This is a genomic window from Bacillus sp. MRMR6, assembly GCF_001940785.1.
In the GTDB taxonomy this organism is placed as follows: Bacteria; Bacillota; Bacilli; order Bacillales; family Cytobacillaceae; genus Neobacillus.
In genome coordinates, this window is the sequence record NZ_MSLS01000040.1 from 18,647 (window position 1) to 41,119 (window position 22,473).

Sequence of the window (22,473 nt, forward strand, 5' to 3'; positions counted from 1 at the left end):
ACATTCACTTCGAATTACCTACATGCTCTCACAAATTCTAAAAACAATTTAAAGTTTTGGTCGTCATACATGTAGTTGAATTCGGGGTGCCATTGAACGGCTAGGGTAAACTTTTTATTTGGCATGACTACTGCTTCTATCAAACTATCATCAGCCGTTGCCGCAGGAACTAGCTGTTCCGATAGATTTTTAATCCCCTGATGATGGTAGCTATTAACTTTAATAGAATCTGTTTGAAGAATATTATAAAGCAAGGTATCTCTAGCTATGTATACATCGTGAACTGGCTCCGTATATGGAGGATTTTGCTGATGATTGATCTTACTTTCGCTCCGCTCCGTTGGAATATCCTGATATAAAGTACCGCCTAACAAAACGTTAAATAATTGCAGACCGCGGCAAATCCCAAAGGCTGGTTTGTCCAATTCAGTTACATGCTTAAATAAAGCAGCCTCCATAAGATCTCGTTCCTTGCATATTTCCCCGCATAAGTCTTCTATTTTTTCACCATATAACTCTGGATTTAAATCCTGACCGCCTGTAAATAGAAAACCATCAAAAGTATTGGCGATTCTCGCGATCATATCCTCGTCAGTGGTCAACGGCAGCATGATTGGAATTCCACCTGCATCCTCAATTCCTCTCATATATCCTGGCAGCATCCAGTAGCTTTCCTTTTCATTATCATACAAAGGTAATACACCGATCATTGGTTTCCCCATATCCGATTCCTCCTTTTGAACTTCAGCTTTAGTGCATTTCACTCGTTAAAAAATTTCTTTTATAAAAGTGAAATTGCTAAGAAGTTCCTTCTCATTGATAGAGATCCTATTTGTTAAATCTATTGTTCTCAAAACAATCTCTTTCACGCCGATAAATTCTGATTCCGCAATTACGTAAAACTCTGTTCCTTTTTTGTATCCATTAAACTGCTTCTTTAGTGTATATAACTTCATGGAATAACCTCTAATGATGATTTTTATGATTTTCTTGATGCTATTTTTATAAGTGAAATTATACCATTAATCAAGTGTTTGGAAACTTTCAACTTACCCAATTTCACAAAAAAGAATCCCTCTATATTAAAAAGAAAAAGACCCATTAAAAGCGGGTACTGATCTTACTAATTTCTCTTAACCATTGTAATCTAGACACCGTCGATGGCTGCCCAAATAAAACCAATTAACATCATCACTACTACCATTAAAGGTGTTAACATTACATCTGGTAAAAATCCCCAAACAAAAGGGAAATATGAAATACAAAAGTGGTCAAGGCTTCAACTAGCTACACTAATGAGCGCGGAATACTCCCATTCCTTTCAACTGATTTACAAGGATATTTGCACCAATAGTAAAATTATTATTCCGGGAATCATACATAAAAGACCAAAGGAATGCCTGATTCAGGAAAATACATTCAAAGAATCAACTTTTAATGGAAAAGCAAATGCAACTAGTGTTTTATCTCTAACTTAGATTTTTTATCGCTGCCTTTTAATGATACGTGTAATTCATGATTCGCATTAACTGATGCAAAAAAAATATCGATTAGGTTCAGGCCTTTTTTCTCTAACTGCTGCAAAAGCCATCTTTCAGTTAAATCTAATTGAGACAGAACCTTACTTTCGATCTTGCCTTCCACAATAACAGGATAAGCAATATTACTAGATATTTTTTTAATTCCCAAATCTTCCACAGTAACAGGTGATTTATGTGGTTTCTTAAATGCAGTTAGTCTTCCATTTGGTTCAATTAGTGCTAGCTCTACATCTTTTATATCGAATATATCTTTTTCTCTTAACATTTGTAATACATTGTCTAATGAATATCGAATTTTTTTTAGGTTCTCCACAATAAAAGTTCCGTTCCGAACAACAATTGTTGGTTCAAATGTGATAAGTCGGCCCAAAAATCGACTTTTTAATTTTAATTTCGAAACTAAGATTTGTAAGCCTCCAATACCTGATAAAGCCAAAAAAGTATACAAATGGGGAATATCTGGGTCAGCTATATCTGCCCCTGCCACGGCACCCAATACAATTATGATCAAAAAATCAAATACTGGCACTTCACCTATTGACCGTTTTCCCATAAACAGTGTCACAATTAAAAGCCAAGGAAGGATCGTTACAATCCTCCCATAAACCTTTAAAATATCTAAAAGAGTTTCCATTATTTATGATCCCCCTTGTATCCTAGGGCTAGTTCCCTGTTTGCGCTAACAATTCTTTTGTTCACATTAAAATAGCGGTATCCTTCACTAATGCTTGGAAGTTGATCTGCATCCTCTTGTTTCGTAATCACTCTTCCCGCTTGGACATACCTATTTTGTGGTATCGTCACTCCCATTACTTTTGCTCCCGGTTCTATTACAACATTTTCTTTAACATAGGCATCTAAAATAAGACATTGAGTTCCAATAAATACATTTGAATCAATGCGGGCTGGTCCATTAATTTGAGATTGTGGAGCTAAAGTACAACGATCACTAATATAAACAGAAAAAGGTGCATTATTTTTAAAAACAGAGTTCATCACCACATTACTTCCAAATTCAAAATTTTTCATTCCATGGATCACCACTCCATCCTGAATATTGGAGTAATCCCCGATATATATTTTTAACCCCTCGTCACCTCTGATGGATGCAAACGGTCCTATAAAACATTCCTTATTTATACTCACACTGCCAATCACCGAAGCAAAATGATGGATATATGAAGTTTTATCAATAACCGGTGTATCTTGATTAAGATTAAAGGATGTTTCCGTATTAGGACTTACGTTATCTTTCTTTTTTAAAACTTCTATAGCTCTACCAGCAATCGAAGACGCAATTAGTCCAATCATCAACTTGTTTTTGGTTTTCATTTTCACAACCGCCATTCTTTATCATTAATGTTAGTATCTTTATTATTTATTTTATGGTTGTTTTTTTATCATGGTAAATCGATACACTTTTATAGCGGATTTACCTTAAGATTTGGTCGGACAGTATTTAAAATTTCTTTTATTACATAAAAAATGGAGAATTGGAAAATCTATTATCAAATTCGATGAGGAGGAAACTTCATGCAGTTATTTAATCGTATCAGACGTATCTCTATCGTGTTAATAATCATTGGAATCATTTCTGGTTGTGCTATGAATAATGGAGCAAGAGAAGACGATCGTACTGCTAAAAATAATGCCCAGAATGGAAATATTCAAAATGTAGCTAATCGGAACAACAATGACAACGATGACACACGAGTTCAGGTTGCTGATAAGGCACAGGATAAAATTGAAAATTTATCTGAAGTAAGACATGCGAATGTTATTGTTACTAATCGAAATGCATATGTGGCAGTAGTTTTAGATGATGATTCCAAAGGTGAGGTAAGAAAAGATCTTGAAAATAAAATTTCTGATCAGGTGAAGTCTACCGACAATAATATTCAAAATGTATTTGTTTCTAGCAATCCAGATTTTGTGGATCGCATGGGGGATTATGGAGATAAAATACAAAGTGGGAAGCCAATTCGTGGTTTATTTGAAGAATTTAATGAAATGGTCCAAAGAATTTTTCCAAATGCCAGATAATTTTTCTCTATCAATCAATACGTTAAAAAAGGGGAACCTTAAAAAGGATTCCCCTTATTGCTGAACAAAAAATGATTAAAAAGTCCAACTGCAGATAGAGCAATGAGCCAACGATTTTTTCGTTTGCAAGCTCCCTTGCTACTTTCATCGTTTATTTTCTCGTTAATGCTGCCTTAATCAGCATCATAGGTGAGCGTCAAAATTGATGCCGCTGTTTCTGCATATTGTCTGGCCTCTTCGACAGATTCTCCGCTGCTTAAAACAACCGCCATCCTACGGCCTACTTTTGTTTCCGGCTTTCCGAATACTCGAACCTGTGTATGGGGAATAGATAGGCTTTCGGCTATTCCATTAATTTGATAGGTATGGCTTTCTTTGCTTGCCTTAATCGTATGGCTGGCACCAGGTTTGAGTAACTGAACTTCTGGAATCGGATAGCCCATGATCGCCCTTACATGTAAGGAAAATTCGGATAGATCTTGGGTTACCATCGTCACCATTCCTGTGTCATGCGGCCGAGGAGATACTTCACTAAAATAGACCCCCTGTGCAGCAAGAAATAGTTCCACTCCGAAAAGTCCATAACCACCTAGAGCATCGGTTATTTTCTTGGCAATGTCCTTCGCCTCAAGAATTTGTTCCTCTGACATGTTATGTGGCTGCCAGGATTCAATGTAGTCACCATCTTTTTGCACATGCCCAATCGGTGCACAAAAGGTGGTTCCGGAAACGGATCGGACGGTTAATAGTGTAATTTCAGATTCAAAATGGATAAATTCCTCAACAATCACACGGGCTTTTTTCCCTCTTCCACCTGCAATCGCCTCCTCCCAAGACGATACCACATCCTCGATCGAACGGCATACGGTTTGTCCTTTACCAGAAGAACTCATGATCGGTTTAATGACGCAGGGTAGTCCGATTTCCTGTACAGCATTTCTTAACTTGTCAAGTGTGTCTGCAAAGGCATATTTTGCTGTTGGGAGTCCTAATTCTTCACTAGCCAAACGGCGGATTCCTTCTCTGTCCATCGTCAGGTTCACCGCTTTAGCAGTCGGAACAATACGGAAGCCTTCGTTTTCAAGTTCAATTAATGTTTCTGTGGCAATCGCCTCGATTTCAGGAACGATCAAATTTGGTTTCTCTTCTTCTATCACTCTCCGAAGTTCTTTCCCATCCAGCATGTCCACCACATAAGAACGGTGAGCCACCTGCATCGCTGGCGCATTTTCATACCGGTCGACCGCAATCGTCTCAAGCCCTAAACGCTGAGCCTCAATAATCGTTTCTTTTCCTAATTCACCTGAACCAAGCAGCATAACTTTTTTCGTTTTCTTACCAAACACTGTATATCCCCCTCATTGTTTGTCTTTTGAATATAATATCTTATATCCCCACTATGTTCAAGTTGTATATTCGTATAATATACGAATTATAATAATTATTTTATCGATAATGTTCGTATATTGTTAGGCCGAAAAAAGAGCTAGTAACCACTAGTCTTTTTTTGTGGTTGCTGACTCCGCTTATTCTATTATTTCAGGTGGTCTCGATGCGAAGGGTAATTATCGGGAAATGGAATCAAATCAAAATCGGAAATGGGACCTTAAAGAAAGACCCATAATATTGTTAGTTAAAGAATTATGTAGAAGCTATTGGATTTTTGGAATATAAAAATACGATAGAGGAATTTGAACCCCTATCGTATTTACCTCTTACTAGTTATTAAGATTTTCGATCGCAGCTCTTTCGATTGCTAGTCCCTTAGTGTAACGTTTCATAAATTGCTCATAGCCTTCAACATCCTTAGGGTCTGGAGCAATCGTCTCACCTGTTTGACCTGCAAATACTTTCTCATTTAAAAACTCATCCAAAGTTTCGTTATCTGCTTTGTTTACCATATAAGAGGCAAGCAGAGCGATCCCCCATGCCCCGCCTTCTCCTGCCGTTTCCATAACAGAAACAGGAACATTAAGAGCACCAGCCATGATGGACTGCCCTACACCTTTTGTCTTAAATAGGCCGCCATGACCTAAGATTTGGTCAAGCTTCACACCTTCTTGTTTAAGAAGAATATCCATTCCGAGCTTCATCGCACCTAGTGCTGTAAATAAATGGACACGCATGAAGTTAGCCAGAGTGAAGTTGCTGTCTGATGAACGAACGAACAATGGACGACCTTCTTCAAAGTGGGTAATATGTTCACCAGATAGATAGCCATAAGCAAGCAAGCCTCCAGCATCCGCATCACCTTGAAGAGCTAAATTGTATAATGTTCCATATAACTTATTCATGTCAACATCCATACCCATTGCTTTAGCAAACTCGTCAAACAATCCTACCCACGCATTCAAATCAGAAGAACAGTTGTTCGAATGAGCCATTGCTACCAAGTTGCCCGTTGGTGTCGTCACAAGATCAAGTTCAGGATAAACTTTAGATAATTCTTTTTCTAAGACAACCATCGCAAATACAGAAGTTCCAGCAGATACGTTTCCTGTGCGCTTGGCAACACTGTTTGTTGCAACCATACCCGTTCCCGCATCACCTTCTGGTGGACATAGTGGAATGCCTGCCTGAAGTTCTCCGCTAACATCTAGAAGCTTTGCTCCTTCTTCCGATAGCAAGCCCGCATTTTCACCAGCTACTAAAACACTAGGAATAATGTCTTCAAGCTTCCATGGCAGGTTTTTAGATGCAATCAAGTCATTGAATTGATTGAGCATCTTTTGATTATAACCCTTTGTACCTAAGTCAATAGGAAAGACACCAGATGCTTCGCCAACACCCAAAACCCTCTCTCCTGTTAGTTTCCAATGGATATAACCAGCTAACGTTGTTTGGAAGCTAATGTTGGTAATATGCTCTTCCCCATTCAAGATCGCTTGATAAAGATGAGCAATACTCCATCTTTGCGGAATTGGATAGTTAAATAATTCTGTCAGGGCTGTTGAAGCCTGTTCCTGCATATTGTTTCTCCAGGTACGGAATGGAACCAGAAGCTCTCCATCTTTATCAAAAGCCATATAGCCGTGCATCATCGCACTAAAGCCAATCGCACCAACCGTTTGCAGTGTAACTCCGTATTGCTGCTTCACATCAGCCGCCATCTTTTGATAGCTGTCTTGAACACCCTTCCAAATATCCTCTACACTATATGTCCAGATATTATTCACATAGCTGTTTTCCCAATCATGAGCACCAGATGCGATTGGTGTATTGTCTTCTCCAATTAAAACGGCTTTAATTCTGGTAGAACCAAGCTCGATACCAAGGACTGTTTTTCCACTAAGAATGGCGTTTTTTACATCAAGATTCATGTCATTTTCCTCCAACAAGATTAGTATTTAATTGAATTTATATTGAATTCTAGTTACTTCAGGATTCATGATTCCGTTTTATGCTTTAAAGTGGGCGATTTCACTTCGTATCTGCCTTTTAGATAGGTCTATCTGCCAAAACCCACTTCCTATCTTCCAAAATCATACTTCTATCTGCCACTGGAACCTGTGTAACAAATGGTGACTGTCACCTCCATAAACCTGTCACCGTAAATGGTCACTGTAAATCTAATACAATGACATTCACTGAATGTGCAGCTAATGTGACGACAGTACAGTTGTCGTCCATCTGGATTTCTGTTTCTGAAGGAACGACCATTTCGGCGTTCTTTTTATTAACGTTCGGTGTATGAACAAGAGATTCGTCCCCTGTTACGGTGATCATTTTACCTGCAGCAGTCAGGCTAAGCTCTTTTAACATGACTTTCGTTGTTTTTTCAAATGGATCAGCGTTGACTAGCTTAACATAAACATGTTGATCGTCTTTTGTAACAGAGTTGAAAATATCTCCATTATAAGCTTCTAATTTATAGTCCAACACTTTGCTGGTAAACATACCGTCATTGTAAGAGCAGATCAGACGATCTCCTGTACCTCCGCCATAATTTACTGAAATGGTGTACAGTGTATGATCTGCCAACTCTTCGTAGCAGCTGGCCCGCAGGTTGCCGGCTGCTGTACTAGATGAATAGTCACCTAACATATACCCTTGAACTCCCTGTTTGTATACTTTCACACCAGTCGCATTTCCGTTATATCCTACGGCGTATTCTAAGCAATCCTTTTTCTCTGGTGAAATATCGGTCACGCCCACACCAACATAAAAACCGTCGGTGCCTGACACCTTTGTCGCTTCCACCTCAACTTGATAATTGGTCCAGCTGTCGTTTAGGATATATAACCCATTTAATCCGCCGTTTTGTGCCTGTAAAATCAAACCCTTTTCAAGATCAAGTGTGTATCCGGCCGAACCTGGAATCATCTCCCATGCAGGATTTAATTCTTTCGTGAAGTCTTGGTCCAACAGAACCTTACCACTGACATTTTCAGTTACTTTCACGCTCTTCACATAGACTTCCGCATTGCCCGCCGCAATTTCAATGCCGCCTCTTGGTGTGAGCTCTGACAACTGTCCATTTCGATAAGAGGAGAACGATGTCCCCAGTAATTTATTGCCAAGGTATTTCGCAAACAGCTGCTGTACGTAGTAATTCGGCGTAAACCATATCGTTTCGTCGTCAAACCAAATTAAATCTGGCGTCCAACGGTATGTTCCGTCGGTCAAGACCTTGTTAAATAACGGTGCATAAGCAGCTAATCTTACTACATCGGAATTTTTTTCAAAACCAGTCATCAAGGCTGCTTCGGCAATCGCACCGGCCAAGGTATTTTTATCTGTCGAAGCAAACTCGCCAACAAATACCTTTGAGGTCTCCGTTTCATTCAAACTGCCGTCCGGCTGATAGGCTCTGTAATAATAGTTGTACCTGTCTGCATTGTTTAACAAATACTCGTTGGAGCGGTAGTAATGCTCATCGGCAATGGTATCCATATAGTTCGGTTGTTTTTCATACCAAGTCACCGTTTCTTCGATAGCATTCCTGCCATCGGTAAAGTTGACGGTGGCTGATCCATTTAAATTCCCGCTTAGGAACTTCCAGCCTTCCTGATATGCATCATCATCTGCTTGCGCTCCGACAGTCGAAATAATATTCAATTCATAACCCGGATACTGCTTTTCCATATATTCATCAATCTTTGCTTTAAAATATTCAAAGTTCGCAAAAAACTCTGTACCCCAGTTTTCATTGCCAATCCCTAAGTAGTGCAGGTCGAACGGTGCAGCGTGTCCCATCTTTTTACGTAAAGCAGACCACTCGTTCTCTTCAAAATCAGTGCTGATCGCAAAATCAATTAAATCGGTAAAGCTCTTAACATAATAATCTCTTAGGTCCCCGCCTGCCGGATGGACGTAATTCGAGCGTGCCTGGCAAAGCACACCGCAAGCCATTACTGGAAGTGGAGTGGCATTCAAGTCTTCGGCTAATTGGAAATATTCCATATAGCCTAATCCCATTGTCATCATGTAGCCCCATACATTAAAGTTTTCTTTCCGCAGCTCAATAGCACCTACAGAATCTTTCCATTCGTATACGTTCTCCCAAATATAGGAGCCTTCCGAAATACATCCACCAGGAAAACGGAAGAATGTCGGTTTTAAGTCAACCAGTGCATTCACCAAATCTTTTCGCAAACGATAGTTTGGATTGCCTTTATAGTTGAAGTGAGCTGTTTGTGAACTCTTTTCCTCACCGGCACCCCAAACATCCTGCGGCATCAACGAAACCATATCGATGCTAATGTCACCGCCGTTAAAGGTTAAAGCAAGCTGTCCCAGCGTAGTTTTGGAGCCGGTCAAGACAATCTCTGAATCGATGCCGTACTTTTTCCAAACGTTTCCGCCTTCTACCTCTATCGTTACGGTGTCACTAATTGTTGCACCGTCGGGATTTTGAAGCTCTAATGTGATGCTTCCCGCGGATTCTGCTTTAGCCCAAATCGTAAAGTCATAGCCTTCACCTTGTTTAATCGACATCGCACAATGATGATTAGAATCGGTAAAACCTTTATTGATAATCGTGCTGCCCGCTGGAACGGTAATATAATGAGAGTTGACGTCTTGATCAGAAATTCCAAAATGGTCGTTTAATCCTCCCGTATTTTGTACGGTTACTTTATTAGTATCTCCAAACCACGCATACAGCGGCTGATGGTTTCTGCCTGTAGAGCATCCGCACTCGCCGGAAGCATGTGAATAAGTATCAAAAACAAACGATTCAAAGGAACGGTTTTGTACAAGCTCAGCATAAATGCCGCCGTCCGCTGCATTGTTAATGTCTTCGTAAAATAGTCCGTACAATGTCTTACTGATGTCTAAAACTTCTTGGCTTCCGTCAATCATTATATGATGGGAAGGAATCCCTTTAGGAAGGACCGTCACGGTAAATTCTTTTTCGGTTGCTTCATTCCCTTTGGTTAAGAAGGCAGTTAAGGTAACTCCTTTTGGCGCGTGGATTTCCCCTACTTTTCCGTCATTCGATAATACGACTGTATCGCTCGATTTCCAGGAAACTTCTACTTTACCGCCCATGAGAGAAGAAGGCAGGTTGAGATCCTTTATTACGATTTTAATAGGAAAGGATAAATATTTATCTTTGGCTAGTTGAACGATCTCACGGTCAGTAAGCGATTCGCACATTACCTCGATGACTTCATCCTGCGTTAAGCCTGCTTTATATACGCGAAAGTCAGACAGAGAACCGTTAAAATCCTCATCTGCCTCATGCTGTGATCTACCAATATAATTATTATTGTAGTTGTCTGGTTCTGCAAACGTTTCAAACCACTGACGAAGTTTTGCATATGTACCACTAGAAGTCTGACTGATAGAACCATCTGCTACTGCTTCACCGTTAACGTAAACAACAGGCCCAGCACTGCTTAACGTGCCGCCTTTTGTTCCTCTAACCGACATGGCGACATGGAACCACTCTCCTGAAGAGAAGGTTCTTCCAGCATCAGCAACAAGATCTGCTCCTGAAAAACAAGTGCCTCGTATATTTCGTGTCAAGAATAGGTATGGACCTGTTGGACCTTTACCAAAATCAAAAATTCTTTCCCATACGTTCGTACCTTTTTTCAAGTAAACCCATGTACTTACGGTAATCCCGCTATGATCGTTGATTTCTTTGAAAAGACCCGTTGGAAGCTTTATATAGGAAGTTCCGTTTTTACCACCGGCAAGCGTAACCGCTGTTGTGCCACCTATTGTTTCCACTATAGGTTTTGTTGTTCCCTCAGGTGTTGCATGATGGCCACTTTCTGAGCTATCTTTTCCGACATGGTCGGGTTCATTAAATTTATAATGGGTGATGATATGGTCCTTAAATGAAATCATGGATGTGCTCCTTTACCAGAATAATGGAAGTGTTTACATTTTCACTTGTACGTATAATAAGAATATGAAACGCACAACATGTACTTACAACTATTATAATACCAATCTACCCAAATTACCAACAAATTCTTGGAATTCATGGGGAATTCATGGGGACAGTTCTCCTGCTTCCTCACAATTTTCACAAAATTGAAACGAAGATAATCCCTCTTGTACGAACATGTACAAAAGGTGCATAGGGACGGTTCTTGTGCTTCCTTCGTTTCATTAAACGAAGGAAGCACGAGAACCGTCCCTATGCATTTGCGTGATAAAGTTCTTCTAGTCTTTGTTTTTCAGATCCTTGACATATTCCACCATGATAACAGATTATTTGGTTTGTTTCATTGGACAGCAGTTTGCCAATGCTTTGATAGGCTTCTTTCATATTCAGGGTGTATTGTGGATTAGGTCCACGTAATTCACCATTCACTGCAATTGTTGCATCTCCTGCTATTAAGGTCTTACTTTCAATATGATACAAACTAATATGATCTGGTGTATGCCCTGGAGTGAAAATCACCTTAATCCCGCCACATTCAGGTAAAACGTCATCATCCTCCACTGTTTGATCTACATGTGCCTTAGGAGGCACCACCTTTGGGTCTTTTAGTTTCAATAATCTTTTTTCACCCTCGATATAAGGCTTAGCCAAACGATGCGCTAAAACGTCTATTTTTTGTTCAGCAGCGCCAATGATTTCTGGCAAACTGCCAATATGGTCAAGATCATGGTGTGTGATAATTACTTTCGTCAGTCTATTAAAAGAGACACCGAGCTTATTCATCTCATTACGTATGACATCCAGTTGCCCTGGAACTCCCGCATCCACCAAAACAACTTCTTCTTCATCCCAAATTAAGGTTGGATTAATAACCTTTGGTTCTCCATTTGAATTCATGATTAAATTTAGGACTGCAATATTACTTTTCATCGTCCAGCTCCTTTCATTTCAATTTAATACGTAACTTACTTCAACTTTTCTATCATTATAACTATTATTGCACCTTCATATCATTTATTTAATCGTTGTTTTTAATCCTGCAGAACTCATTGCCCCTATATACTTCTTAGCTGGATGAGGCTCAAACCGAACTTCTACATCAATAACAGCGGGTAATCCCGATGCCAATGCCCTTTTTAGTGCTGGTTTTACTTCGTCAATACTCGAAATTCTCTCTCCATAACAGCCAAATCCTCTTGCGATGTCTGCATAATTGGTTTCTGATAGCTCGACTCCATAGGAATAATTATACATATTTCGTTGGCTGCTTTGTTGAATTCCCCAAGCAGAATTATTATGAATAATATGAATAACCTGTATCCCGTACCGTCGGGCGGTGTCTAGTTCCTGCAAAGTAAAGCCAAATGAGCCATCTCCTGTAATACTAAATACTGGTCGGTCTGGATGAAGTAATTTAATCGCATGCGCGTACGGTGTGCCATAACCCAGCTGAGAATTTCCTGGTTCATGAAATCTTGTTCGTGGTTCACGAATGGGTGTAAAGTCATTGCTCCAAAACGTCGTGTGCCCCCCATCAAAAACGACTAGTGATTCATCCGGTAATAATTCCCCGATTTCATTCGCTAATAGGGCCGGATGCAAAACAGGCTTTTCGTCGAACATTATTCCCGTAAGTTCCTCGCGGTAAGCACGGTAGGTTTCCACTAATGACCGGGTCCACTCACGCTCAGCAGCATCAAAATTTTTCAGGCGTAATATATCGATAATATCCTTCATTACTGATTTAGCATCACCCTGTAACCCAACTTCTACCCGGGTCAATTTCCCGATTACAGACGGATCGATATCAATGTGGATTATTTTTTGTGTTGGTCCACCTGGTGTAAGCGGTCCATTTTTACCCCAAAGCCAGGAAGAAAATCGGCAGCCTACTGCGAGAACCACATCTGCCTCTTGCAGTGCCCGAGGAATGGAATGACCTCCCATAATTCCACCCTGTCCTATATAGTCAGGGTCAGTGCTCGATACAACTCCTGTTCCCATTTGCGTTGCTGTTGCCGGTGCTTTTAACGTTTTCGCCAGCTGACGAAATTCATCTGTTGCACCGGAGGCTATCACACCACCGCCTGCTAATAATAACGGTCTTTCTGATGCCATTAAAATCTCAGTAGCAACTTTAATGTCATTAGCGCTAGCACGCGGTCTGCCAATCACACGATATTGTGGAGGCTCAACATCAAAAACGGTTTCGTCTATTTCTACGGTATGTGCTAGTGCATCTGCGGAAAAATCTAAATGAACAGGTCCAGGCTTCCCTGAGAGCGCTTCTCGAAATGCCCATTGAACCAATTCTGGTATTCTTTTCCCATCTCTTACAACAGCGTTCCATTTTGTAATCGGCTTAAAAAGATTTTCGGCATCAAAATCCATAAACATTCCATGGAAAGGATAAGAACTTCTATTTGGATTGTTTGAAGTCATAACAATCATCGGAATATTATTATTGTAAGCACTTTGAACCCCAGGAACTAAATTAACAGAACCAGGTCCCATTTCTCCGAGACAAACACCCGTTTTTCCAGTTGAATGGAATACAGCAGCAGCCATATGTGCGGCTGATGCTTCATGGCGTGTCCCCACATACTCCATAGTGGGTTCTAGGGATACTTGTCTTAGAAAGGACATAAACCTTCCGCCAACAATCCCAAAAACGAAGGGGACTTTTTCTATTTTTAAGCACCGAAGTAATATTTCTCCACCAGTCATTTTCATTAAAAAATCTCCTATCTATTTAAATATCACCCTGCCATTACATGAAGGATGGCAGCAACGTAACAATCTGAGGAAACAAGATTAATAGTATAATAATGACCAAGTCAGCGAGTATAAAAGGATAACTGCCTTTATAAACATCCCTTAAATCACTGCCAGGCACTGTGCCTTTAATGATAAACAAACTTAATCCAAAAGGAGGTGTAACAAGTGCAACCTCTGCAAGAAATACCACCATCACCGCAAACCAGATCGGATCAAAGCCTAAGGAGACGATAGCTGGAAAAATGATCGGCAAGGTGATAAACATGGCTGCAATCATGTCCATAAACATACCAACGATTAAGTACATAAAAACAATAGCGATTAAAATAAAAATAGGTGCGACTGGAAGATTAACTAGGAAGTCAGATAATATCGCTGGGATTCTTGTAACGGTTAAGAAATAACTGAAAATAAATGAACTCGCAATGATTAGAAAAATAACACTTGTTGTTTTGATAGTTTGGGTTAATGCATCTTGGAGCATTTTTATATTTAACTTGTGTTTGATTAAAAACATGATAAATACTACAAATGCACCGATGGCCCCAGACTCAGTTGGCGTGAATTTTCCCGTATATAAACCTGCTACAATAAAAAATACTAAAAAAGCAAAACCGCCGATCTGTTTTAAGGAAGAAATTCTATCTTTCCATGTTGATTTAGCAATAGGTGTTGATATAGCAGGGTTTCGTTTCACTAAAATAAATACCAGCCCCATATATACGACAGCAGCTAAGATTCCCGGTAATAAACCACCGATTAACATTTTTCCAATTGACTGTTCGGTTGCAATCGCCACTACAATCATTAATACGCTCGGAGGAATTAACGAAGCTAAAGGGCCGACAGAGGCTACCGTTCCATAAGCTAATCTTTTATCGACACCAGATTTGATCATTTCTGGAATAGCGATCCTAGCCAGGGTAGCCGTTGATGCCGTTCCTGATCCTGAGATGGCTCCGAAGCCAGCTCCACCTAGTATGGTCGCTTGAACTAAACCGCCAGGAACATGGCCAATCCATTTACTTGAAGTCTCAAACAGCTTCGTTACAATTCCTGTATAATAGGTTAAGTAACCCATAAACACAAATAAAGGAACCGCCGTAAAACTGGATTTACCAAGTTCATGATAGTATGTAGATCCCATTATATTTAAACTAGGTTTTAACCCACTCACAAACCAGAAACCAATAAAACCAATAAAAACCATGGTAAATGCCACCGGAATTCTCATAAACATTAAAAAGAATAATAGTAAAATTCCTATCGTTCCAATCATCTGTGGACTTACATCCATCTCCTCACCCCTTTACCCTTTATTCCTAGAACAAGATTTATGAAATTGATTTATTTTCGATTTTACTTTCTTCTATAAATTCAGGTTTGTTTTCTACTTTCTTTATGTTAGTCAGCATTAATATTGAATCTAATAATAATCTAATACTTAAAACACCTATTCCGATGGTTAGCAATACTTTGGAAGGCCATAAAGGAATTTTAATCAGCCCCATTGTGTGCTCTTGAGCTGAAAAAGATGTGACAGCATTGACGCCGCTTTTCCAAGCAATAACGAACATCACAAGAAAACCGATTAGATATCCTGTTAAATCTAACAAATTTTTATATAATGCCGGGAGCTTACTAGTAGCAATCTCGATCATGATATTCTCTTTTTTTCCTTGGACGTATGAAAATCCTAATGCAACAATGATGATTAACGCGATATTCATGATTTCAATTACTCCAGCAATTGGCTTGTTAAAAACATTCCTCATAATTACGTCTACGGTTATTAAAAGCATCGAAAAAATAACCGTCACACCTGATACCATTAATAAAAAAAATTCTAGTTTGCTAAATTTCTCTTCTATTTTTTTCAATAAAAGATTCATCTCAGCCTCCAATCTATCATCAAGGGTAGGTCGGGGCATACCCTTGATGATTGGTCATTCATGATCAGTTTAATGAGGTTTTTCACTATCGTACTTTTCGGCCACCTTGATAAAAGCATCCAAGACATCTTGACCAGGCAGGCCTAATTCGCCCATTTCTTTTACCCAGTCCTTCCAAACTTTTGCAGCAGCACCATCCATTAAGAACTTAATGTCGGCTTCAGTTGGTTCATTGATCGTTACTTTTTCATCCGAAAATGCTTTCATTGCTTTCGCTTCATCTTCCACTTGATAGATTTCATAGAAAGATTCAGGTTGGAATTCATTTTTTACTTCGAGAATGATTTCTTGAATTTCCTTTGGCAACTCACCCCATACGCTTTTACTGATCCCATAAAATCCAGGTCCGCCGCTGATCGGCAGAGTCCACACTGATTCCACCACTTCATGAACCCCAAAAGCTAATCCTGCCTGCACACTCATGACTGCCCCATCAACGGTCCCTTTAGAAACAGCCTCATAGGCTTCGTTAAAAGACATGCCAACCGGTGTTGCTCCTAAATCAGCAATAACTGACGCAATTGGACGAGATGAGGTTAAAATTCGCAGCCCTTTTAAATCATCGAAGCTAGAAATTGATTTAGTGGACATAATGTTCATCGGAGGTGTGGCATACGTTCCGATACTTACTACTCCCACTTTATCCCATTCCGCTTGAAACTCAGGAATGGTCTCTTGTAATTCATTCAGTGTCTTAATAGCAACCCAAGAGTCTGAAAATAGTGCAGGATTCGATGCTACAGAACTTAGTGGCAACCTTCCAGATTGCTGTGATGGATTAATAACCGCAACATCAACCACTCCACTTGAGATTGCATCCACCACATCTTGCGGACCTGCTAATGTTCCTCCGTAGAAGCGTTCAAACTTTATTAATCCTTCTGTTCTATTCTCAATTTCGTCTAAAAATTTATCAAATGCATCTGTCAAAGCTCCTGGAGGTGAATGCGTACTAGCTTTTAATACAACTGGATCCATGACAGGCTCTTTCTCTATTTCTTCTTCACCTGAAGGACTTTGATTATTATTAGAGCTGCTAGAATTTGAATTTGTTTGATTATTCGAACATGCTATTAACCCAAGAATACAAGCTAGTAAAAACGCCAATTTAACTACATTTTTCATGAATGATCCCCCTTTTTGATATTTTAGGAAGTCTTACTTACTAGCGGCCGGTTTCTCTTATATCATTTAAAAACACCTCTCCCTTTCGTTCACTATTACTCATTAGCAGCTTGCTACGTTTTGTGAAATTTCTACTATGTCTCATTTAGAAAGCGCTTAATTTATTTAAAATCATACCCCATAAATTGCAATTTTCTAAATATTTAGATACGATATCTGTAATCGCAATTTCCTATTAATCTATTATTGAATTCAAAATTCACTTTTGAACTGTTTAAAAAGGAGGTCCAATATGGATATTCGCCAATTACGCTATTTCATAGCCGTAGCGGAGAATTTGAACTTTACAGAGGCTGCCAATCAATTATTTATCGCTCAATCCTCGTTAAGCCAGCGGATTGCAGAATTAGAAAGATCACTAGGAGTAAAACTATTTAAACGAAACAAACGGTCAGTCCAGTTAACCTCAGCGGGTACTGTATTCTTACAAGAAGCAACAGATATTCTGCAAAAATATGCTGAAGCGACGGAGAGGACACGCCAAGCGGATTCTGGGATTCTCGGTACTTTAAACATTGGTTTTTTAGGTCATTCTGTTAATCAGTTCCTGCCTAAATTGGTTAAGAATTTCCGCGAGGATTACCCATTCATTACCTTAAAGCTTGACCGATATAGCCACGGAAGGTTGAATGAATCTCTTAAAAACGAGGAATTAGATATTGCTTTTACTAGTTCTTTCGGACTTCAAAATATTCCTAACTTAGATTTATTAAAGGTTTATCGTGATAGATCCTGCGTGGTTGTGCATCAGGACCATCCACTTGCCACACGTACGAAAATTAACATGACAGAATTAACGGAGGAATCTTTCATTACACTCAAGAGGCAGGTTTCGCCTCAAGCCTATGATCGATTTCTTAAGATGTGTAATGATAGTGGATTCTCCCCTAGCATCGTGAATCAAACTTCCTTTTTAGATACCGTTTTACTATTAGTGGAAGCCGGGATGGGAATTGCTGTGATGCCCAAAAGCGTGAAAACCATTGCCAACCCAGGACTTCGTTTTCTGGAGATAGACGGTAGTGTTAGTCAGTTTGATATGGTGGCGGCCTGGAAAAAATCAAATCCCAATCCGTCTATTTCTTTCTTTTTAAAGGAAATAGAGAATTTTGTAGCGGATTCAACTAGAAATAACGCCCCACTCACCATGAAGCTTTGAGAAAAAATTTCTTGCTGTTTAGCTTCTGATTTTTCACAAAAATAGTAAACTTCTTTCAGATTGTTGCATATAGAGCAAAAATACTATTTGCATAATTTTAACATCCTCCTATAATTTCAACTGTTACCTGCTTTGTTTTTACAATATTGAAAGCGTTAACAATAGAAGGAGGAATGAGTGTGCAATCTATTCTGGTACTAAACAAAAACTTTATTAATGGTGAATGGAAGGAAGGAAAAAGCAGCCGCAGCTATGATATTCTAAATCCCTATGACCGTTCTGTTGTCGCATCCGTCCGGTTGGCCACAAAAGAGCAGCTGGACGAGACCTTTAATATCGCAAGGGCTGCGCAAAAGGAATGGGCCAAATCCACAGTTGAAGAACGCCGAGCCGTCCTCCATAAGGCTGCTGAATATTTAACTGTCCACAAGGAAGAAATTGTAAATACCATTGTGTCCGAAACTGGAGGAACTCTTTTAAAGGCGAATGTTGAACATCACCTTGCACTGGAATTTTTAGAAGAATCTATTAAATATGCCGATGAAATCTATAAGGTAAAAGAGGTCCCTGGGTCGGCTGAAAAGTTTAATCATATTTACAAACTGCCACTAGGTGTGATCTCATCTATCACTCCATTTAACTTTCCATTAAATTTATCAATGAGAACGATAGCCCCCGCGATTGCGTTAGGTAATAGTGTCGTTCATAAACCAGATATTCAAGTGGGTCTTTCTGGTGGTTCCATCATTGCGAAAGCATTTGAATATGCCGGCCTGCCGAAGGGTGTTCTGAATGTGGTTTTGACCGATATCGAAGAAATTGGCGACGGGATGCTAACGAATCCTAACTTAGATTTGATCAGTTTTACAGGCTCTTCTGCTGTGGGAAGACATATTGGCGGAATTGCCGGACAAAATCTTAAGCGAGTTGCACTTGAGTTAGGTGGGAACAGTCCATTGGTTGTTCTTTCGGATGCTGATGTGGATCAGGCTGTGAATGCAGCGATCTTTGGCAAGTTTATCCACCAAGGTCAAATATGTATGATCGTAAATCGGATTATCGTCCATCAAGACCGATATGATGAATTTGTTGAAAAATTTGTTGCGCGGGCAAGTGCACTTCCATACGGAGATCCGAGTGACCCTAAAACCGTGATCGGTCCTCTCGTTAACGAACGTCAGTTAGAAAAGGCCCTTCAATATATTGAGGATGCAAAGTGTGAAGGGGCAACGGTTGCATTAGAGGGTACAAGAGTTGGGAATGTTCTCACGCCCGTAGTATTCACAAACGTTGATAATTCTAGTAAACTCGCCCAAACCGAATTATTTGCTCCAATTGCTTCGATTATAAAAGCGCAAACTGATAATGGAGCGATAGAAATCGCCAATGACACCGCCTACGGATTAAGTTCATCCATCTTTACCAGCGACTTAGCCCGAGGCGAAGAACTAGCACTTCAGGTTGACGCTGGAATGACCCATGTAAACGACCAAACCGTAAACGATGCACCCAACATCCCATTCGGAGGAAACAAAGCAAGCGGCCTAGGCCGATTCGGCAACCCCTGGGTAGTCGAAGAATTCACCACAACCAAATGGGTATCCGTCCAAACAACCAACCGAAAATACCCGTTTTAGAAAATTCATAGAAATTCATAGGGACGGTTCTACTGCTTCCTTCGTTTAGCTAAACGAAGGAAGCATGAGAACCGTCCCTGCGCACTTATAAGAACATACTCATATTCATCGTCGTAATGACGGATTGATCCGGATAGATGGTGCGGGTTGAGATTCTATACTCGTCCCCTATCTTTCGAATCGTATCATTTCTTTCACCAAACAATTGTTCAATATCGTGTGTCGACCCTCTACTCCGTTGAAATAGAAAATAGCTTCTTACTTTGTATTCATCTGGATTCGATGTCATTTCTACCATTATATTGGAAATAAAATGACGCTGGCGGGTTGCTGGGTTTTCAACCCATGCCGATTTTGTATATAAGCGATTTGCCCTTGTCGTTAATGACTTTTTTGTTTCATCGAAGAAAGAGGAATCCGTCGCAAGATCGTCCACACCGACTCCTTCTACCGTTTCTCGCAAAGGCATTCTATAAACTAGATCCTCGGTTAGTAACTCCAGCCATTCCTTATATTTACGATTGTCCAAATAGTAAGCTTCAAGGTTTAGGAGATTGGTAATTTCCATTAGGATTTCTGGAGTTAATTTGTTTTTTAACTCGGAAGTCATAGCTTTTCCTCCTTTACAAACATGTCTTTCGCAATATGTTTAAACCATTGCTCATGCATGCTTCTGGCAATGGCATCAAGATAGGTTGTTGGATAAGCTGTTCCTGGACCAGGGAAATTCTCGTCAGGCAATACGCGATCAAGGCCCATTAAGTAGTTATTAACGTTATTATAGTTTAGATCCTTATTCCTCATCATCAGACCTTTGCTTACTTCGACTATTCTTGCCCAGTTTTCAGTATCATCTTGTTCTAGCGTTCCTGTCGGTCCGAATGATCCTAAGTATCCTTTATATGCAGCTTCCTTATAATCTTTAGGGGCTGCTTTATCAATCATGAACCAACACCAGACCTCTACCTTTTCTGGGCCGATAGGTCTCCAAAGCCGGAAGTTTAAATAGTTATGCAGATGACCTTCTGTCCCATGAATTGGACTAACAAATGATAGATTTGGATAGACTCCCCCAACAAATACTGTTACCTTGGATTGAATGTCAAATTGTTCTGGAGTTAAATGTTCTTTAAATAAAGGCCACATCGACTCGGGCATTCCTTGAAAAGGTACTCTTGCCTCACCTGTTTTGCTTGTAATCACATTGATCCCATGGCCATTTTCGAGAACCACCTGATGCCCATAGCCAGCATAAAGCGGGTCAGAAGGACTAATACCCAATTCTACTGTAGAACGATGAGTGGTCTGTACATGATAGGGATCTGCCGCAAAATTTTCAGCCGTTGCCTTCCAGTTGGCTTTCGCTACCCATCGTTGTGGCAACCCGATTACTTCCATTCCCCCGCTTCTACCTAGCAAAATATCAAAATACCATTTCATGTCGCCTAAATAGTCTACCAACGGTTCCGCGTTTGGATCTAGGTTTCCAAAAATCATTCCCTGGTAGCTTTCAACCCTAGGAATTTCACGAAGATTCCATTCTGCTTTACACATCTCTTCACCGTATACTTTATTCCCAGCCACAATACCTACTAGTTCACCATCCGTGTTAAAACTCCAGCCATGGTACGGGCATGTAAACGTTTTCTTGTTTCCGCGATCAGCTGTACAAAGCATTGTACCGCGGTGTGTACATGAATTTAGAAAAGCATTAATTTCTCCATTTCTATTTTTCACTAAAAGAACAGGATCATCCACCATCCATCGAGTTACATAACTACCAGCTTCTTTCAATTCCGTTTCATGACCTAAGAATTGCCAATTATAGCCAAAAATATTTTCAATCTCCAAATCATAAACATCCGGATCCGTCAAAACCCACTGAGGAAACAACCCTTGATCCATTTTTTCCTTTAATAAAACAAAAGCCTTTTCATCAATCGTCCGCCTAATCATTCCACCACCACTTTCTTTATAACCTACTTTACCTTCCATCATAATAAACATTCATTTCATCTTCCACATCCACGTTTCTCTATACGCAACAAACACAAAAAATACATAGGGACGGTTCTACTGCTTCCTTCGTTAACCGAAGGAAGCAGTAGAACCGTCCCTGCGTTTACTACATTTAATTTTTTCACTATTTTTTATTTTCTATTTATAAGAAAGTATTTTTATGTTAAATTGATTTCATATCAAAAGAGAGGAAGATTTGTAGACATATGGAACAATTTAATCATGTATCAATTATCAAGAAAGCTAATACATATTTTAACGGGAAAGTAACGAGTCGGACGGTTTTATTTGAAGATGGAACGAAGAAGACACTTGGAATTATGCTGCCAGGTGAATATGAATTCTCTACAGATGTAAAAGAAGAAATGGACATATTAGCAGGGCATTTAGAATACAAACTAGCGGGAGAAGATTGGAAAGCAATAGACGGTTCCGGTATTTTCTATGTTCCTGCCAAGGAAAAGTTTCAATTAAAAATCCACTCTGTTGTAGATTACTGCTGTTCTTATATTTCAGAATAAGTACACGGGGACGGTTCTTAAAGCGGACAATCGGAAGTTTTGCGCGTAAAAAGGCACAACTAGCGTTAATGAGCTAGTTGTGCCTTTGATGATTTTTATGCAGAAGATCATAGCGCAAAATTTTTGATTGCCAGAGAAGAATGAAGTCGCGGCCCTCGCTAATGAACTAAAATATGGTAACCCCACCAAAAATAAATTTTTATTCGTTGAAGGATTTTTTCAATTTACGTCGTATTGGGAATTCAATCCGATACCTATTTTTCATACATTTTTATACAAGTGTTCGCAACTATTAT

General features: G+C 39.6%; 18 protein-coding genes. 4 read left to right on the forward strand and 14 right to left on the reverse strand.

Going from position 1 to position 22,473, the window contains the following annotated elements; translation table 11 throughout:
• Window positions 1-14: 14 nt before the first annotated feature.
• The 4 genes from BTR25_RS23885 to BTR25_RS23905 form a co-directional block, all read right to left on the reverse strand.
• The gene (locus BTR25_RS23885) at window positions 15-722 is read right to left on the reverse strand and encodes a gamma-glutamyl-gamma-aminobutyrate hydrolase family protein (protein ID WP_075690490.1); all 708 of its coding nucleotides are present in this window, start codon (window positions 720-722) and stop codon (window positions 15-17) included.
• Window positions 723-767: 45 nt separating this feature from the next.
• On the reverse strand, window positions 768-956 hold the full coding sequence (locus BTR25_RS23890; protein ID WP_075690491.1) for a hypothetical protein: 189 nt from the start codon (window positions 954-956) through the stop codon (window positions 768-770).
• 499 nt (window positions 957-1,455) lie between these two features.
• Window positions 1,456-2,175, reverse strand: a complete 720-nt coding sequence (locus BTR25_RS23900) for a DUF421 domain-containing protein (protein WP_075690493.1) — start codon at window positions 2,173-2,175, stop codon at window positions 1,456-1,458.
• Window positions 2,175-2,873, reverse strand: a complete 699-nt coding sequence (locus BTR25_RS23905; RefSeq protein WP_075690494.1) for an LbetaH domain-containing protein — start codon at window positions 2,871-2,873, stop codon at window positions 2,175-2,177. The genes BTR25_RS23900 and BTR25_RS23905 overlap by 1 nt, the downstream gene beginning before the upstream one ends.
• 201 nt (window positions 2,874-3,074) lie before the next feature.
• Here BTR25_RS23905 and BTR25_RS23910 point away from each other — a divergent pair, with 201 nt between their 5' ends.
• The gene (locus tag BTR25_RS23910) at window positions 3,075-3,584 is read left to right on the forward strand and encodes a YhcN/YlaJ family sporulation lipoprotein (protein ID WP_075690495.1); all 510 of its coding nucleotides are present in this window, start codon (window positions 3,075-3,077) and stop codon (window positions 3,582-3,584) included.
• 173 nt (window positions 3,585-3,757) lie between these two features.
• Here BTR25_RS23910 and purT read toward each other — a convergent pair whose 3' ends face one another.
• From purT to BTR25_RS23950, 8 genes are all read right to left on the reverse strand, one after another.
• On the reverse strand, window positions 3,758-4,930 hold the full coding sequence (gene purT / locus BTR25_RS23915; RefSeq protein WP_075690496.1) for a phosphoribosylglycinamide formyltransferase 2: 1,173 nt from the start codon (window positions 4,928-4,930) through the stop codon (window positions 3,758-3,760).
• 372 nt (window positions 4,931-5,302) lie between these two features.
• A complete protein-coding gene (locus BTR25_RS23920; RefSeq protein ID WP_075690497.1) occupies window positions 5,303-6,904 on the reverse strand; it encodes a xylulokinase in 1,602 nt (533 codons plus the stop codon).
• A gap of 238 nt (window positions 6,905-7,142) precedes the next feature.
• Window positions 7,143-10,883 (reverse strand): alpha-L-arabinofuranosidase C-terminal domain-containing protein, encoded by a 3,741-nt coding sequence (locus tag BTR25_RS23925; protein WP_075690498.1) that lies wholly within the window; start codon window positions 10,881-10,883, stop codon window positions 7,143-7,145.
• 295 nt (window positions 10,884-11,178) lie between these two features.
• The gene (locus tag BTR25_RS23930) at window positions 11,179-11,856 is read right to left on the reverse strand and encodes an MBL fold metallo-hydrolase (RefSeq protein ID WP_075690499.1); all 678 of its coding nucleotides are present in this window, start codon (window positions 11,854-11,856) and stop codon (window positions 11,179-11,181) included.
• 84 nt (window positions 11,857-11,940) lie between these two features.
• The gene (locus tag BTR25_RS23935) at window positions 11,941-13,659 is read right to left on the reverse strand and encodes a thiamine pyrophosphate-binding protein (protein ID WP_075690500.1); all 1,719 of its coding nucleotides are present in this window, start codon (window positions 13,657-13,659) and stop codon (window positions 11,941-11,943) included.
• 37 nt (window positions 13,660-13,696) lie between these two features.
• Window positions 13,697-15,001 carry a TRAP transporter large permease gene (locus BTR25_RS23940; RefSeq protein ID WP_075690501.1) on the reverse strand — a complete coding sequence of 435 codons (1,305 nt, stop codon included), beginning with the start codon at window positions 14,999-15,001 and terminating at the stop codon, window positions 13,697-13,699.
• Window positions 15,002-15,038: 37 nt separating this feature from the next.
• On the reverse strand, window positions 15,039-15,596 hold the full coding sequence (locus BTR25_RS23945) for a TRAP transporter small permease (protein WP_075690502.1): 558 nt from the start codon (window positions 15,594-15,596) through the stop codon (window positions 15,039-15,041).
• 69 nt (window positions 15,597-15,665) lie between these two features.
• A complete protein-coding gene (locus tag BTR25_RS23950; RefSeq protein ID WP_075690503.1) occupies window positions 15,666-16,781 on the reverse strand; it encodes a TRAP transporter substrate-binding protein in 1,116 nt (371 codons plus the stop codon).
• 292 nt (window positions 16,782-17,073) lie between these two features.
• On the opposite strand from BTR25_RS23950, the gene BTR25_RS23955 reads away from it, so the two are divergent.
• Window positions 17,074-18,000 carry a LysR family transcriptional regulator gene (locus BTR25_RS23955; protein WP_075690504.1) on the forward strand — a complete coding sequence of 309 codons (927 nt, stop codon included), beginning with the start codon at window positions 17,074-17,076 and terminating at the stop codon, window positions 17,998-18,000.
• A gap of 173 nt (window positions 18,001-18,173) precedes the next feature.
• Window positions 18,174-19,637: an aldehyde dehydrogenase family protein gene (locus BTR25_RS23960; protein ID WP_075690505.1), complete on the forward strand. Its 1,464-nt coding sequence runs from the start codon at window positions 18,174-18,176 to the stop codon at window positions 19,635-19,637.
• 85 nt (window positions 19,638-19,722) lie between these two features.
• Here BTR25_RS23960 and BTR25_RS23965 read toward each other — a convergent pair whose 3' ends face one another.
• Both BTR25_RS23965 and BTR25_RS23970 read right to left on the reverse strand, forming a co-directional pair.
• Window positions 19,723-20,247 carry a 3-phenylpropionate/cinnamic acid dioxygenase subunit beta gene (locus BTR25_RS23965; RefSeq protein WP_075690506.1) on the reverse strand — a complete coding sequence of 175 codons (525 nt, stop codon included), beginning with the start codon at window positions 20,245-20,247 and terminating at the stop codon, window positions 19,723-19,725.
• A complete protein-coding gene (locus tag BTR25_RS23970; RefSeq protein ID WP_075690511.1) occupies window positions 20,244-21,593 on the reverse strand; it encodes an aromatic ring-hydroxylating oxygenase subunit alpha in 1,350 nt (449 codons plus the stop codon). The genes BTR25_RS23965 and BTR25_RS23970 overlap by 4 nt, the downstream gene beginning before the upstream one ends.
• 269 nt (window positions 21,594-21,862) lie before the next feature.
• Here BTR25_RS23970 and ppnP point away from each other — a divergent pair, with 269 nt between their 5' ends.
• Complete coding sequence (gene ppnP, locus BTR25_RS23975) at window positions 21,863-22,177, forward strand: pyrimidine/purine nucleoside phosphorylase (protein WP_075690507.1); 315 nt, start codon at window positions 21,863-21,865, stop codon at window positions 22,175-22,177.
• The last annotated feature ends 296 nt before the right edge of the window (window positions 22,178-22,473 follow it).

Bases quoted from the DNA above. Each gene is read 5' to 3' on its own strand.
- BTR25_RS23885 (WP_075690490.1), bottom strand. From the start codon at position 722: ATGGGGAAACCAATGATCGGTGTATTACCTTTGTATGATAATGAAAAG.
- BTR25_RS23890 (WP_075690491.1), bottom strand. From the start codon at position 956: ATGAAGTTATATACACTAAAGAAGCAGTTTAATGGATACAAAAAAGGA.
- BTR25_RS23900 (WP_075690493.1), bottom strand. From the start codon at position 2,175: ATGGAAACTCTTTTAGATATTTTAAAGGTTTATGGGAGGATTGTAACG.
- BTR25_RS23905 (WP_075690494.1), bottom strand. From the start codon at position 2,873: ATGAAAACCAAAAACAAGTTGATGATTGGACTAATTGCGTCTTCGATT.
- BTR25_RS23910 (WP_075690495.1), top strand. From the start codon at position 3,075: ATGCAGTTATTTAATCGTATCAGACGTATCTCTATCGTGTTAATAATC.
- BTR25_RS23920 (WP_075690497.1), bottom strand. From the start codon at position 6,904: ATGAATCTTGATGTAAAAAACGCCATTCTTAGTGGAAAAACAGTCCTT.
- BTR25_RS23925 (WP_075690498.1), bottom strand. From the start codon at position 10,883: ATGATTTCATTTAAGGACCATATCATCACCCATTATAAATTTAATGAA.
- BTR25_RS23930 (WP_075690499.1), bottom strand. From the start codon at position 11,856: ATGAAAAGTAATATTGCAGTCCTAAATTTAATCATGAATTCAAATGGA.
- BTR25_RS23935 (WP_075690500.1), bottom strand. From the start codon at position 13,659: ATGAAAATGACTGGTGGAGAAATATTACTTCGGTGCTTAAAAATAGAA.
- BTR25_RS23940 (WP_075690501.1), bottom strand. From the start codon at position 15,001: ATGGATGTAAGTCCACAGATGATTGGAACGATAGGAATTTTACTATTA.
- BTR25_RS23945 (WP_075690502.1), bottom strand. From the start codon at position 15,596: ATGAATCTTTTATTGAAAAAAATAGAAGAGAAATTTAGCAAACTAGAA.
- BTR25_RS23950 (WP_075690503.1), bottom strand. From the start codon at position 16,781: ATGAAAAATGTAGTTAAATTGGCGTTTTTACTAGCTTGTATTCTTGGG.
- BTR25_RS23955 (WP_075690504.1), top strand. From the start codon at position 17,074: ATGGATATTCGCCAATTACGCTATTTCATAGCCGTAGCGGAGAATTTG.
- BTR25_RS23960 (WP_075690505.1), top strand. From the start codon at position 18,174: ATGAGTGTGCAATCTATTCTGGTACTAAACAAAAACTTTATTAATGGT.
- BTR25_RS23965 (WP_075690506.1), bottom strand. From the start codon at position 20,247: ATGACTTCCGAGTTAAAAAACAAATTAACTCCAGAAATCCTAATGGAA.
- BTR25_RS23970 (WP_075690511.1), bottom strand. From the start codon at position 21,593: ATGATTAGGCGGACGATTGATGAAAAGGCTTTTGTTTTATTAAAGGAA.
- ppnP (WP_075690507.1), top strand. From the start codon at position 21,863: ATGGAACAATTTAATCATGTATCAATTATCAAGAAAGCTAATACATAT.